This is a genomic window from Pseudomonas sp. NPDC096950 (assembly GCF_044762525.1).
Classification (GTDB): Bacteria; Pseudomonadota; Gammaproteobacteria; order Pseudomonadales; family Pseudomonadaceae; genus Aquipseudomonas.
In genome coordinates this window covers 112831-126071 of the sequence record NZ_JBIWEL010000005.1, presented here as the reverse complement: position 1 = coordinate 126071, position 13241 = coordinate 112831, and the positions used below count along the sequence as shown (strand labels likewise).

General features: G+C 54.9%; 11 protein-coding genes. 2 read left to right on the top strand and 9 right to left on the bottom strand.

The features are described from left to right. Positions 1–7 precede the first annotated feature (7 nt). On the top strand, positions 8–403 hold the full coding sequence (locus ACIQY3_RS11440; protein WP_403019403.1) for a hypothetical protein: 396 nt from the start codon (positions 8–10) through the stop codon (positions 401–403). Between the two features lie 56 nt (positions 404–459). Next, complete coding sequence (locus ACIQY3_RS11435; protein WP_403019402.1) at positions 460–765, top strand: hypothetical protein; 306 nt, start codon at positions 460–462, stop codon at positions 763–765. 222 nt (positions 766–987) lie between these two features. Here ACIQY3_RS11435 and ACIQY3_RS11430 read toward each other — a convergent pair whose 3' ends face one another. From ACIQY3_RS11430 to ACIQY3_RS11390, 9 genes are all read right to left on the bottom strand, one after another. Further along, complete coding sequence (locus ACIQY3_RS11430; RefSeq protein ID WP_403019400.1) at positions 988–2178, bottom strand: hypothetical protein; 1191 nt, start codon at positions 2176–2178, stop codon at positions 988–990. Positions 2179–2222: 44 nt separating this feature from the next. After that, complete coding sequence (locus tag ACIQY3_RS11425) at positions 2223–8024, bottom strand: LPD23 domain-containing protein (RefSeq protein WP_403019399.1); 5802 nt, start codon at positions 8022–8024, stop codon at positions 2223–2225. 71 nt (positions 8025–8095) lie between these two features. Next, positions 8096–8344 carry a hypothetical protein gene (locus ACIQY3_RS11420; protein WP_403019397.1) on the bottom strand — a complete coding sequence of 83 codons (249 nt, stop codon included), beginning with the start codon at positions 8342–8344 and terminating at the stop codon, positions 8096–8098. A gap of 13 nt (positions 8345–8357) precedes the next feature. Next, a complete protein-coding gene (locus ACIQY3_RS11415; protein WP_403019395.1) occupies positions 8358–8672 on the bottom strand; it encodes a hypothetical protein in 315 nt (104 codons plus the stop codon). Between the two features lie 36 nt (positions 8673–8708). Then, positions 8709–9728, bottom strand: coding sequence for a hypothetical protein (locus ACIQY3_RS11410; RefSeq protein WP_403019393.1), 1020 nt, complete (start codon positions 9726–9728; stop codon positions 8709–8711). Between the two features lie 72 nt (positions 9729–9800). Next, the gene (locus tag ACIQY3_RS11405) at positions 9801–10166 is read right to left on the bottom strand and encodes a hypothetical protein (RefSeq protein ID WP_403019392.1); all 366 of its coding nucleotides are present in this window, start codon (positions 10164–10166) and stop codon (positions 9801–9803) included. Between the two features lie 26 nt (positions 10167–10192). Then, a complete protein-coding gene (locus tag ACIQY3_RS11400) occupies positions 10193–10501 on the bottom strand; it encodes a hypothetical protein (protein ID WP_403019391.1) in 309 nt (102 codons plus the stop codon). 17 nt (positions 10502–10518) lie between these two features. Further along, a complete protein-coding gene (locus tag ACIQY3_RS11395) occupies positions 10519–12204 on the bottom strand; it encodes a hypothetical protein (protein ID WP_403019390.1) in 1686 nt (561 codons plus the stop codon). 15 nt (positions 12205–12219) lie between these two features. Next, a complete protein-coding gene (locus ACIQY3_RS11390) occupies positions 12220–13014 on the bottom strand; it encodes a hypothetical protein (protein ID WP_403019389.1) in 795 nt (264 codons plus the stop codon). Positions 13015–13241: the final 227 nt, after the last annotated feature.

Below are 13241 nucleotides of genomic sequence, written 5' to 3'. Positions count from 1 at the left end.
AAAAACGATGAAAACCGTACCGCTAGTTTTGGCTCTCTTAATCGGTCTGTCGGGTTGTGATGCTGCGAAGGAGTTAGGCGCACAGGTCGGCAAGAGCTCGGATCAGTCTCCAATGACTTTGGTTTTCAAACCGGGCTACAAGATGCTTGTGGATGGCCAACCTGCACCAGTTTTTGGCTATCAGGAGTGCCCTCCAGGCGACAAAGGTATGAGGGAGCTTGTAGGGCCAGATCCAGACGAAGGAAAGCCGATTTGCATTGTTATCAGTCCTGACACACAAACCGTATCCGTGCGTGTGGAGTTGCGTGATGGGCTGTCGGAAGAAGTCTGGACGGTTGAGCATTCTGGTGATCGAACCATGTTGCGTCGTGCTGATGGCAGCTATCTCTCCGCGGCGAAGTGATCGAGGAAAACGCGACTAGCAGCCCTTGATGTGTACCCAATTGAAGTAGTAATGAAATGATTGAACGATATGTGAAACGGGCTCCTATCCTCGCCCACTTGCTAGCGGTTCCGACGTTATTAGGTCTTGTGTACTTGAGCTGGACTTACGTCAGCGCAAACGTCGATTTGGATTTCCCGCCCAATACGATGGGTGAAGCAATGGTGATGCCACTAAAGCTGCTCATATGCATGATCATGGTTGGGGCTGGAATGACACTTTTTAATTTTCTCACGATCAATTTTCCCCGTTCGGTACGCCGTCATTTTTTCTGGAAACGCAAGCGCGGCACACACAACAAAGATCAATCCACGAAAGGTTGAGGGAAAGATCAGCGCTCCACCTTCGCTCCGTTGATTCGGGGTTGCGGCAGCAGAAGAGTGGCAATTTTTGCCCACGGATCGAGCAGTAAAACGTGGCCATGACCGAAAACACCTACGGCATTTTTCAAGACTACGACCGGAGCGACCATTCGGTGTAATGTCGCCCTGCAATCTCTCAAGGGGCCGCCAGATGCTCTCCTCTGCCCCTTGATTCAGTTCACGTTACCTGAGGCTTTGGGTTCGACCGGATCTGGCACCGTTCGAATCAGCTTGGCCAAAGCTGTTTGTGATGTTGGAGAAAAATCTCGTGATGGCCTCTAACAGAGACTGAAACCCATTGTTGAGACGGGTGTAGAGGTTTTCGCCATCGTACTGAATGTTTTGTAGGATTTTCTCGTTCTCGGACATGAAGTTGCGCATTGGGTGAGCAGCTAACGTTTCAAGCGCATCAGAGTCCAGGCCCACCCTATGGCCCCGATTCAACGCCCGCTCACAATGCGACTGTAAAGAGTCTAATGTCTGAACAAGCGTAATAAGCTTTGTCTGATTGGCTGGGTCGTCGAAATAGCTTTTTACGAAGCTTTCGGTTTCCTTTGGATCAGCACCTGGCTGCTCAACCCGGTCAAATCCTTCTTCCCTAAGTTCGACGATACTCCTCTTCGCCATCGCCAAGGCATCCCTCAGATCGCGCTCAGCACGCTGCATTGAGTATCGCGCCATCGCACTGGATATGGCCTGCCCTCCCGTGTTGATGGCTTGTGTAAGGCTGTTCAGGCGCTGGCGGTTATGGACTGGTGCGCCACTGTTTGCAGCTGCACCTAATCCAGTACCGAAAGACATACCTGCCGGCGAGCCAGCAGAGGCGCTTTTCAGATTCGCGACGCCATCATTAGACGTCGCTTGCGGAATGTATTCGGCGAGCAAGGATCTGTCCCACTTCTGAACATTCCACGTGTTCCTGATGGTCTGTATTTTTTCTACCCCGATTATTTTGTCCTGCTCATCTCGGACGTAGCTATCCACAACGACAGGCATGTTACCCAAGTAGTCAATTTTGACTTGCTCGCCTTCCGAGGCGTCGCCTTCGGCAAATGCTCGTTTGAGGTCGATGCCCCATATGGTTTTCGGCCCGCGCGTGGTGTTCAGGGTTACAAAGTAAGACATCTTCGCCCCACGCTTGTTCTGATAAGGAGCAGAGCCATGCTCAACGAGCTCCCCCACGTACATGCGCTCAACATCCTGCTGTAAATCCATACCCTTCTGAAATTCATCGATGATGTCCGGGTCGTCACCCAAGGATTCAATCAGTCGGTTGATTTCGTCATCAGAGCAATCCGAGATAATTGATTGCTGGCCAAGTTGATGGGCAAGGTTTAGCAATTCAGTTCGATCCGCACCGGTATTCGTTTGCATCAAATGTTCTCGCTCATGACTAAGGTTTTTGAAAGCTCGGTAATTTACAGGCGCACTGTGTTGCTACGTTTAAGCGGTACTTGAGAATCCGCCAGCGGTGTCGACCTCGGATCGTAGCTATGGTGCATAGGCACCTCGACCCCTTCCCTAACCGGTTTATCGGTTCCACCCACGATGCGTATTGAGTCCTCGTTGAAGACAACGTAATTGAAGCGAGCAATCCCTTGTTTAAGGGCTTGGGTATCAGGGTACTGGATCCCCTGAATACCGTTGTCTGACAGCAACCTGGCGACAGCGGCCTCTTTTGCTGCATCGCTTGCCATCATCGTAACGGCTCTTTGAGAGAGCGCTTTGTAGATGTCGCATCCACGTGCATTTTCGGCCACCGCCGTCTGCAAATCCATCATGCACAGTTCGCTCACCTCGTTTGAAGTAAGCAGCAAACTCACTGTTTGCTTGACGGTGTTCGACTGATCGCTCAGAGGCAGATCCCACCGCATGTATTGCGAGGGTTCAATGCTGATCTCCACCGCATAAACGTTCCCAATACCAATAGGGTGGCAGACAGAGAAAGTCGTTCCGGCGAAAGTTGCTTTAATTGCCTTCGCCTCAACCAGGCCTCGTTCAGCGTTCTGTTTGCGTACTTGAAGATCCTGACTGTGGGGATGCGTGAGCAATTGCTTGTCCAGTGACTGTATTTCATCCTTCCATGGGGTCGTGTTGGCCATTTCCATAACCAACGTGCTCAGCTCTTGCTGGAGTTCTTGCTCACCCATTCCTGGCCGCACCCGCCAATGAAGAGCCGTTTCAACAGCGGAAATTGCTTGGCGCTGAGGTGCAAAGGCTTCGGTACTCCATTGATTCATAGTCCGCGCGCCACCTTCCGGCATGAGGTGGAAGTCCGTCACGTACCGGCTGGGGACTTTCATCAGGCCTGCCAAGACATCTTCGACAACCATCCGTTGTTGCTGCGTGAGATCAGCAAGTGCCTGCTGTAGTCCATTGCTTTGGTTCGCGCTCATGCTGCTCAACCGTCGTAGCTGGATATCGAAGGTGCCTGGATCCCCGACCGACGCGGCGTGTTCGCGAACAAGTTCAGGCACGATTTCATTTTGCCAGTCGGCCAAGCTCGCGAATCGCTTACTTTCAAACAGCACCGCGTTCTGCACGTGCTTCGTTTGATAGTGCCCGGCGAGATCCTTGCTTTCGGTGAAATTGAGTCCATACCCAAAGGCCCGGCCGCGTGCAATCGCCTCGGCATCGTTGAGGCGGAACTCATCCACCGTTTGCTCGCTACCGTAATATGCAAGGTGCAGTTTTTCGTGCGCGTGTATATGAGAGAGGTCATCGGCGAGCTGCATGGTGAAACTATCCCAGAAGACGCTGAATGAGGCGGAATGCGTTCCGAGCACTCCTGCGTGCGCCAAGGTGCTTGCGGCTCCCTGAGGGCTTCCTGCACGCCGCGTAAGCTCTGCAAAAACATCACGTCCACTCATGCCGGCAACGTTCAAGCGGAGAGTCGTGTACAGGCGCGCAGCGGTCTCTGCCGGTACCGGTGAATCCCATGGCATGTGATGGGTGCGTTCAGGATCCGGAAGCTTTGCCAAACTTTGCAGGCGCGCATGAGCATCCGTCAGTGCACGCTGGCTGCACTGAACCAGACTTTTCTGCGCGTCAGGAGCTGTTCTCAGTTGGTTCAGGCGTGCTTTGAGTTCTTCAACCCACGCGGTATGTCGGTGTGCGGCTTTTTCGCGCGCGGCGCGAACATGGGACGCCGCTTCTTCAAAACCTAAGGGAAGAACCACGCCGGGGAGCAGCGCTATCGAGTCCTGCCATTCACCCGAGCCCGCCTGGCGCTTAAGTCTTGGCACCATCAAATCACCAGCTTTTTTAACCGGCATGTTTCGGATTGTCGGCGCGTTCACTGAAGATGAACTGACGACAATTTTGGTTCCGTCGGCCAGATCCGTCCGGCTTTGCACTTGAAGAGAATCGAGAGTGAAGAGCTGAACTGATTGACTTGACTCCATGGGCGTTAAAACAGAGAGGTCTGGCTGAATCGCTTCACGGCTTTTTGGCCGTGTGAGCTGCTCCAGCACAGAAGACCTCAGCCCCACGCTATTCCAAACAACGATTTGATCCGCTGGAGCGAAGTCAGCAGTGCGGAATGGAGAGAGTGCCATACGTTCGGCTTCAGTCTTCGTAAGCCTTTTTTCAACATTTCGAGCCTCAACTTCTCCCGCTAATCGTTCGTACTGTTCTCGCGCAGTGATTGTGTTATCGGCGGTGACAACCATTTGTTTGTCAAATTCGAGGCTGAAGATCTCCTCGCCGCCGATCTCTTCGATGAGCACCTCCAAAGTGGAGTTAACCTGGGCGGTTATTCCCGGTTCCCAATCAAGCCGTTGGGCTTCACGTTGCAAAAATGAATACTCAGCATAAATCTCAGCGGTAAAGGGGTTCGCCTCCAAGATGGCGTTGATTTGCCGTTCTATCTCCCTAAACCGGAATACTGTTAGATCAATGTCGGTGAGCGATTCCGGGTTGCCCCCTCCTGCAAACCCTTCGATTTTCTGAATTTTGTGCTGGAGTTCATGGCACATGACGCTCAGCGATTTCGCCGACGACAGACCCGAATTGATTTCAATCCATTGGCTATCGCCATCAGTGGCCAAGGAACCCATGACCATATTTCCGGATGCGTCAGGTGGTGAATCCAGTAACCGTACCTCAAGCTGAGCAACCGCCGGATAAGCAGCGAATAGCGTTGGGTGATACATCACATCGGAGACAGTGAGTTTTTCCTCGTTCCCCAGTGCAGCCTTCGCCAACCTGCGCCGTGAGAAAACATCCTTAAACTCTCCGGTTCCTTTGATGAACGCTCGGCTGTCATCGATCTCGTAACGCCACTTCCCATCGACTCCTTTGAACCAGGCGGTTTGCTGCCGAATTTGATCTGCATCCTCTCCCGCTTCATCCATTGCCTTTGCGCGGATCAGTGCCTCAGCGTCATGATCGATTGCCATTTGCCCGGCGAATGAGAGACGTGGGGCTTCACTGCCATTAGGAGTGTCAGACCCTGTAAGAACGCCGGGGCGCTGTCGGATGATTCCGGGAATCCCCATCGTTATGAGCCGGGCACTGGCTTGGGCGACACCACCGGAGCTGGCCACCAACTGGCGAAAGAATGCCTCGCCAGTCAATGCGGCGGACTTTTCTGCGAGTTCAGGTGCATGGCTACGCAGTGTGTCCATCAGTGCCGGTTGCTCCAGCATGATGCGACCTGATTGGATCAGCAGCTCATGGTTCAAAGCGGCGGATACTTCGTAGACGTAGTTACTCAAACCCTCTTTGGCCAAATTGGCCATTCCGGCCGGGATGCCCGTCTCAAAAAAGATCTCATCTGAGGCGCGCACTGGAAAATCTGGATCTGTCGAAACATGAAACAAGCGCAATTCAGTTGGGGAAGGGATGGATTGGCTTGCTCCCGCATTGATGGTTTCGAGGCCTGCGAATACGCCGAGGGCGGCGAGAGCTTCATCATCGGGGATGAAGTGTGCGGTAGGGCTGACGGCCGCCAACGCTTCTTCCCAGTGTTTATGCTGGGTATCGCCAATCGGCCCGTTCATAGAGTCGAATGACGTCAGCTGCCAATAACCGTCAAATTTCTGAGAACGAGTGACCAGGTGCAAATGCCGGGGGCTGTGCTCACCAGTCGACGAAGTATCGTCCTGCCAAATGGCGAAACCTTGGCGGCCGATCTGCTGACTGAGCCTGTCGCGCGTCTGGATCTTGGAGTGATTCGCGATGACCTGGCCAGCCAACACCCTCAGCGTGTCCGGCCCCGACACAGCCGTTTCAGCGGCGACAGCCAGCCAAGTATCAACACACTCGCCAATCGCTGGCGCATTGAGCGACTGAAGGGAGTAGATGTACCCCAGTGCTTGTTCAGTAGACATGGAGCTCATCAGTTGCTTACGAGCTTCTGAAGTCGCCATGTACAACTGATCGAGCAGCTCTTGATCCAACGTCTCTACCCATGAGTTGCGGATCGGTTGATTGCGCACTTCCGGACTGAACTGCCGCGCATAAAAATCAACTGCCTCGCGCGCAAGTGCGGCTATGTCCTGTGAGTTGAGCTGGAACTCATCGAGCTGCCCGATTTTGTCCAGGTAGCGGCTGGTGGGTGAGCGAAAGATCCAAGCCCGCAGATTGGCCAGGCACTCCTGGCCGAGGGCGTAGCCGCCCTCGCCCCCTTTGATGATGGCCTGTTCGTTAGCCACGTTTTCCACCAGGTACGCAAGACGCTCGCTCGGAACCTGGTAAGCCGGGGTGGATTTCGGTACCCGTGCGGCGGAGCGCCTGGCGTAAGGGTCGCCGCTCTGTAGCAAACGCTCGAATTGGGACACGAGGCGACCGTAATCAGGCCCGAGCATTCGGTTCAAGGCAGCGTGCTCCCCTACCTCATGAAGGAACAGCCCCACGATCTGGTCGCGGCTTATTCGGTCAGCACAGAGATAGACCTTCCCGTTGCGTTCGAGCCCGGCAATGCCTTCCAGATCCGAAGGCGAAAAGTTGAGCTTCAGCACTTCCGGTAAATCGTGCGGGCTCGCGATGAACTCGATTTTCCCGGCATCTTCAAGGCTGTTGATGACAGCTGGCGAGTAGTGCTGGTGCAATGTTTCCCGTATTTCAGTTGGGGTGACGTCTGTCACCATCGCGCCGTTGCGAATGATGCCCTGACCAGAACCCGTATTCTGCATCCGTTGCACGTTCTCGATCACAGCGTCAAAACCACTTCGCCACAACGCCAACAGACGAGCATCGGGCCAATGCGCCAGCGTCGAGTCATGCTCTTCACGAATCAGCGGAAATACTTCCGATATCACTGTCTCATCATCGAGCTCCGCGATTGCCCATGCGTCGGTCATCATGCGGAATTCCGCAGGCGTGTCGTAGCGCAACCCATACTTCTCGCCTGTTTTCACCAGCCATGGCGTGGTGACGGAATCGCGAAAGCGGCGCTGAAACAGGTCGTGGTTTACGCCCACAAGCGCGCCAATGCCATCCTGCTGTACCTGGGCCTGCCAATAGCGCTCGTCGAGCATGTCGAGAAGGCTGTTTCGAGTGTTTGGGTAACCGGCGAGAGCTGGCGCATTCCAAAATGCATCGGCTTGAATTGGCCTTGCAGTCAGCAATGCATCGAATTGATTCCAGTCATCACTGCTCCATTCTGGCTCCGGCCGGAACAGATCCTCCATGGAGTCGGCGTCACGGGAGTGAACGACGCTCTCACCGGCGCTGAAGGTATGGAGACGGTATCCCGCGCGCTCACTTCCGGTGATCAGGAATGCCTTGCTCGTGTCTTCGCCTTGTAGAAAGACGCTAGGTTGATTCGACGTCGGCGCAAGCGGGTGATCGGACTCCATCACCAGGTTGGGCATTCCCTCATCAATAAAGCTCACGAGTGAGCTCAGGCCCAGTGCTTTACTTCGAGCTCTGATCCACACCATTCCCCGGTGACGTAGGTGGACACGTAACCCCTCGATAGCCAGTTCAACTCCCTGCTCATCAAGCAAGGGCTCAATGCTTTCAGGCCGAGTATCCTGCAACTGTGGCCAAACCCTTTGGAGCATGGCCAGAGAGTCCAATGGATCGGGCTGCTGTTCGACGTCACCACTCCAACCAAGTGCACTCAGAGCTCTTTCTTGATCGCCAGTCAGGTGGGAGAACGCTACCGGCTTGCGAACGAACGGATGGAAAAGTAGATGCTCACCTGAGCGCACGCGCGATGCATCGAGCACTACAGCTGATTCAAGAGCGGACTTTGCAAGGATGTTTAGCATTGGACGATTCCTGTTTGATCCGCAGCTGAAATCGATGCAGCCGCTGGCGTCGAATCTGAAGTGAGCCGGGGTTAGCTTGCGTTACCAACCCCAGCAGATTTCGGTGTAACCCTGTGGTTCAGGCACCAAAGGACGATCAAGGTACCGACAGCGACGAAGAGGACACCCATCCACCAGGTGCCCACACCCATCAGCAAATAGCCGCACTCCAATACGATGGCGGCGATGAAACCCAGAAACTGATGCCCGTGTGCTGCGCAGACTCTGCTGGCCGTTACCGCAGTGACGAACAGTACAAGCTCAGCAATAAAAATAAGCATGTTCAGTCTCTCGTTACATGAGGTGGGGTATGCCTATCGCATCCCAGTCAATGGCCTTTGGATGAAAGCCATCTATCCACGGCCACTTCACATCAACGGTGTTGCTGTCGGTGGCGAAGACGTTCGTTTCGGTGTTGAGATAATCAAGCGTCCAGATACTCGACTTGATGCCACCTTGCAGCGTCACTGGAGACAGAATCGCAACCAAGTGTTTGAATCCGGAAGGAGGTTCAGGTGGAACCCACCCGCGCACCAAATAGATATGTTCAGGGGGCGTGGCTGTATTAACGCCCCTGTAGAGGCTTGAGTCTTTGTCATCAATTGCCATGTTGTGAACCTGATCAAGAGAACGTGAGGTTGTTGGCTAGATCAAGCCAAGGTCGCGGCATTCCTCTTTCCAACCACTGATGAGCTCAGCCTCAATGTGCATGTAGGTGTCGTGGATGTCCTCGGCGTGTTTACGAGCGATTTCATCGACATCCCACTCGGCGTTCATCGCATCTGCCGAGGCTCTCGAATAATTCGAAGTGAGCAGGCGATAGCGCTTATTCGATAACAAAAAAAGGTATGCGCGTTTGGCGGCGATGGCAGCTGTTGCATCAAGGCCCCATGCATCCGGGGCGTCATGCACTTCACAACCAAGAGCAATGAGCTCGAAAGCCTCATTTTCAGCATGTGTGCGAAATGCCTTTCGAAGCCTTGCCGGAAGCCAAAACTCAGCGAAGGCAATGCACGCCTTTTTAGCCGCTTGCTCTTCAAGCTCAGTCCGTGCGTGGGTATCGTTGGGATGTTCGAGTGGCTGCAAATACGCTTTGCGAGAAGACTCGGGAACGTACGCTAGATGGTGGTAACGCGGTTCTACGGAGGCCACGTCCACGATCCTGCAAAGCGACAGCGCGGGTTTCACCCACCGCTGAAATTCAGGTGTGTCTATGAGGTTTTCGGAGTCGTCCAGACCGATTTCCCACGCATCGCCTTCGTTGTTCCAACGACGTAGGCGTGAATCAAAAGATGGTCTGTCTTCAAAGAGAAACCAACAACCACTAGGGCGGTCGATCCCATCTTCCATGGCGCAATAGAGGGGTTTGAGTGGGAGTTCAAAATCCAGGCTATCCAAACCGAGCTGAGCCAGAGTCACCTCAGGCAACTCGATGTTCTGGGCCAACTCTGTTTCTTCCTTGTCGAGGTAGTACTGGATCAGGTTTCGATTTGCGTTCGCCCAACACAGCGCATCAGACTTGAGTTCAAAGGCGCGCTGGTACTTATCGGTCTTGCTGACCTGCACAACGCTCGATTCACCGGCCGGCGAAAGAACCCACATTTTCGGTGTTTCGTTCAGCAATTTTGCTACCCGGATCGTGCCGTTACGAGTTGCGATGAACATGGCGAAGCCTCTCTTAGCCAGCGTTGGCTCGGTTAGGAAGGGAATGCAGCCCAGTTTTAACGGGGCGCTTGATCAACCCGTTGTCATTGCAGTGAGAGGCGTACTAGGGGTTCTCTTGGAGGCCTTCCATGCGCCGTAAACTTCAAGCGCAAGCACCAAAAGCAAAAGCCCACAAGCGACAAGTGCAGCGACCAGGCTTTTTGAGCTCATCTCCGTGAAGATCTTCACCTGCACCGGATTCGAGGACACTTCTTCTGTGTGGGTCAGCAGATCTAGGAACCACCAACCAGCTATAAAAGCACCGCTGATGCCAGCTAAAATGGCGGCGAAAATCATGCCCATAGCGGTACGGTAATGGTTTGGTCGCACCTTCTTCTTTGGATCGTTTAGTTGAGATTCCGTGGGGGTGTATGACTCATTTAGTTGTTGGGTAGTCATCTTGCAGCTCCTGATGTTTGAAGGCTTTAGCTGATTTTTGCCGCTGGATTCAGCGGTGGTTCTGATTTTTTGATGGATTTCTTTGCGCAGTAGATTTCAAGACAAATCACGCAAACCAACATCACGCACGATGCAATGACCATCAGTAAGCTTTGTTCCGCTTTACTGTTGAGTTCTGCCACCAGAGAGGCAGAACGCATCGCGTCAGCCAGCGTAGTTGCCCACCAGTAGCGCATCGCGGCCGCGCCTAGCACCACCCCGGCCAACACTCCAAACAAGAGGGTAAAAAGTGGCTTGTAAACCGGTACCGAGGGCTTTTGAGTTTTTAGGGACATGGTGATCTCCGGGCTGATCAGCCCATACGTGGCGCACGGTATTTGACTTGTTCAGCTTGCTCGGTCTGTACCGCAGCAGCACGTGTGGCGCGCATATCGTCGAAGGTGCGCGGAATTGATGCGCCGTCGATTAGCTGGACGACGCCGGTAACGCCCTTGTTTTCCAGCGCCTGCGCTGCCAAGTCCTGATTGCCGTTGGCCAGCTCCACAAGCGCAGCGATGAAGTGCTGGCCAGTAGGTTCCTGACCAGCGACGGTGCTGGAGAAAACAAACGCGTCCGGGTAGCGGTACTCGAATTTCCGCTGCTCGATGCACGCAGCCTCGGCAGACAGGCATTGCACCGATTCGCGGAAAGGCTGGTTCAAGCTGTCAGTGCCTTCTACGCAAACCTCGTAGAATTTCCCGTCGAAGCCGAACTCCATGAAGGCCTGTTTAACCGCCGCCGGCTGTGCAGAAAGCGGGTTCGCCAGGTCGACGAGTTCGTCGGTAAGCAAGCCCGATGGGGTGGGCAGCGAAACAACCGGTACCGGCCGTGGAATTCGGGCTTGGGCGTGGCCACCGATGCGGTTGAATTTGGCGCTGAAGTCGGATGCATCTGCCGCAGAAGCGAGGTCGGTGATGTGAGTCATCATGCCGTTCACGCCGTGCGCGTAGAGGACGTTCTCGATACTGGTGCCCTCGTGGTAATCGGGGCCGGTACCGGTGAAGCCATTCCAGTCCCAAGGCAGGTGATCGAGGTGACGTGCGATGTACGGGAATGCCTCTTCAAACGCTGGCAGCAACTGCCGGTTGAAATGAATGCCCACGGCCGTCATGTCGCCCACTTCGAGCAGCTCGCGGTGCGCGCGCAGCGCATTTGCCGCATTGAGCTCAGCGCCAGCCAATGGCGTGTTGTTGCCGAATGCGCCGCCGAAAACGATGGCCGGCGTGGAGTCGAACGAAACAGGACTGACGCCGACTCGGTTAAAAGCGGCGTTGAACTGAGTGGCATCGTCTTCGGTGTGCAGTGTTGCGATCATCTCAACGCTCCCATCTGCCCCGTGTGCGTACAGGGTGGTTTGGCTCTCATCGTTGAAGCTGTCATTGACGCTGGTGCAGCCGTTCCAGTTGGAAGGCAGATTCACCATGTGCCGTGCGAGGTAAGGGAAAGCCTTGGCGTAAGCGGGGATCAACACGCCCAGCATGTGTGCCTTGCTCGCCACGTCATTACGCTCATCCAGCAGTTGCCGGTGGGTTTTTAGCGCCATAGCTGCTGCGTGTTGGATCGAAGTGAGTTCACCAGGTACTTCGCTCATCACCGGCAAATGCGCCCCCGGATTTTCCTGCAACCGCCGCGCTTGTTTGGCGTATTCGGACATGCCGTGAATTTCATCGACCAGCATCTGGGCCGGTCCCGACAGAAGAACCCGCTTCAGATTGCCTTCAGTGATCAGGTGTGCAACGTGCAGCGCCAAGCTGCCAACCTGGGACGCGTTCATTGCGGCGTAGTTGGCAAGATTGCGAGCGGTCTTTGCCGGCGTAAAACTCTCGGCTTCCAAGATGCCGGCGATGGTTGCCTTGTGGTCGTTAAGCGCCCAATCGGCAATCGCGCCGGTCTTTTCAAGGTGCGCAAGGTTCTTCGCCAGATTCAGCAGCGACTGAGGTGCCTTCCCAGCTCGTTTGGCCACAAATGGTGGCAGTGGATCGTTTTCGGCGTTGTACATGCTGGTTCTGTCCGATTAGTGCAGGCGAGGTGACGACGACTTTGCTGGAGCGGGCTCCGGCGCGGTCTCAGCCATGGGCAGCATCTGGACTTTTTCGAGTCCGAAATCCGCAAGCTCAGCTACACGCTCCGCGTCGACTGCGACAAAGGCGTGCTGGAGCTGTCTGAGGAAATGGATCGCGTGCTCGGAGTTGATGTTGTCCAGATCGCTGTCCATCACACGTTTCTGAAGCTGATCCATCACCAGCTCCGCCGCTCGCAATGACGGCCGCATTTGGCGCTGGTGGTTTTTCAACCCCTCGGCCGCGCGCAGCAGGTGGCCACCGTCTTGCGTGGTGAAGACCGTCACGCGACTCATGTCGCGGGATTTAGCGTGTTCGTGCGCGTCGGCGATGTGCGCGCCCTCGAAGTACTCCTGCCGGGTACCGACCCAGTCGAGCTTGTCGGTCACCGGGCCGCGCCCGGTGCTACCGGTGATGGTCAGGTGGCAGCGCACGATCTGCCAATGTTCGGCGGAGATCCCATGTACCAGGCAGTCGGCCTTGGAGAGGTAGTTGATGCCTTCCGGCAGATCAACGGGAGTGAAGCTGATGAGGTCGCCCTCTTGAAAGCTTGGATCGACGGCGAACTGGAGGAAATTGGTGAGGCCTTTGTGATCGAAGAGGACGTGGGCCGGGGAGTTATCGCCCACATCTGGATCGGAAGACCAGCGCAGCTCGAAGCCCGAAACGACTCTGGTGGAATGGGCTTGTACCGGAACGCCGAGGCCTTTGACTTGTACAACCACGCCCTTTCGCGTAGATTCTTCCATATATTTATACCATCCCCAACTAAGTGTTTTGTGAGAAACAGGGCGTCCTTTCTTCCCCGTTCTGTCCGCCCCACCCCACCCCGGCGCTGCGCGCCGTCCTATCCAACCGCTCTTCCTGTGGCCTCCTCCTATGGGGACTGCCTGGCGCGTGTCGGCCGCTTCTTCGTTGCCGAAAAAGCATTCTCGGTGCCGTGGTTTTTCTCGGATACGCTGGTATTATGTATCTA

Bases quoted from the DNA above. Each gene is read 5' to 3' on its own strand.
- ACIQY3_RS11415 (WP_403019395.1), bottom strand. From the start codon at position 8,672: ATGGCAATTGATGACAAAGACTCAAGCCTCTACAGGGGCGTTAATACA.
- ACIQY3_RS11425 (WP_403019399.1), bottom strand. From the start codon at position 8,024: ATGCTAAACATCCTTGCAAAGTCCGCTCTTGAATCAGCTGTAGTGCTC.
- ACIQY3_RS11430 (WP_403019400.1), bottom strand. From the start codon at position 2,178: ATGCAAACGAATACCGGTGCGGATCGAACTGAATTGCTAAACCTTGCC.
- ACIQY3_RS11405 (WP_403019392.1), bottom strand. From the start codon at position 10,166: ATGACTACCCAACAACTAAATGAGTCATACACCCCCACGGAATCTCAA.
- ACIQY3_RS11435 (WP_403019402.1), top strand. From the start codon at position 460: ATGATTGAACGATATGTGAAACGGGCTCCTATCCTCGCCCACTTGCTA.
- ACIQY3_RS11390 (WP_403019389.1), bottom strand. From the start codon at position 13,014: ATGGAAGAATCTACGCGAAAGGGCGTGGTTGTACAAGTCAAAGGCCTC.
- ACIQY3_RS11420 (WP_403019397.1), bottom strand. From the start codon at position 8,344: ATGCTTATTTTTATTGCTGAGCTTGTACTGTTCGTCACTGCGGTAACG.
- ACIQY3_RS11400 (WP_403019391.1), bottom strand. From the start codon at position 10,501: ATGTCCCTAAAAACTCAAAAGCCCTCGGTACCGGTTTACAAGCCACTT.
- ACIQY3_RS11395 (WP_403019390.1), bottom strand. From the start codon at position 12,204: ATGTACAACGCCGAAAACGATCCACTGCCACCATTTGTGGCCAAACGA.
- ACIQY3_RS11440 (WP_403019403.1), top strand. From the start codon at position 8: ATGAAAACCGTACCGCTAGTTTTGGCTCTCTTAATCGGTCTGTCGGGT.
- ACIQY3_RS11410 (WP_403019393.1), bottom strand. From the start codon at position 9,728: ATGTTCATCGCAACTCGTAACGGCACGATCCGGGTAGCAAAATTGCTG.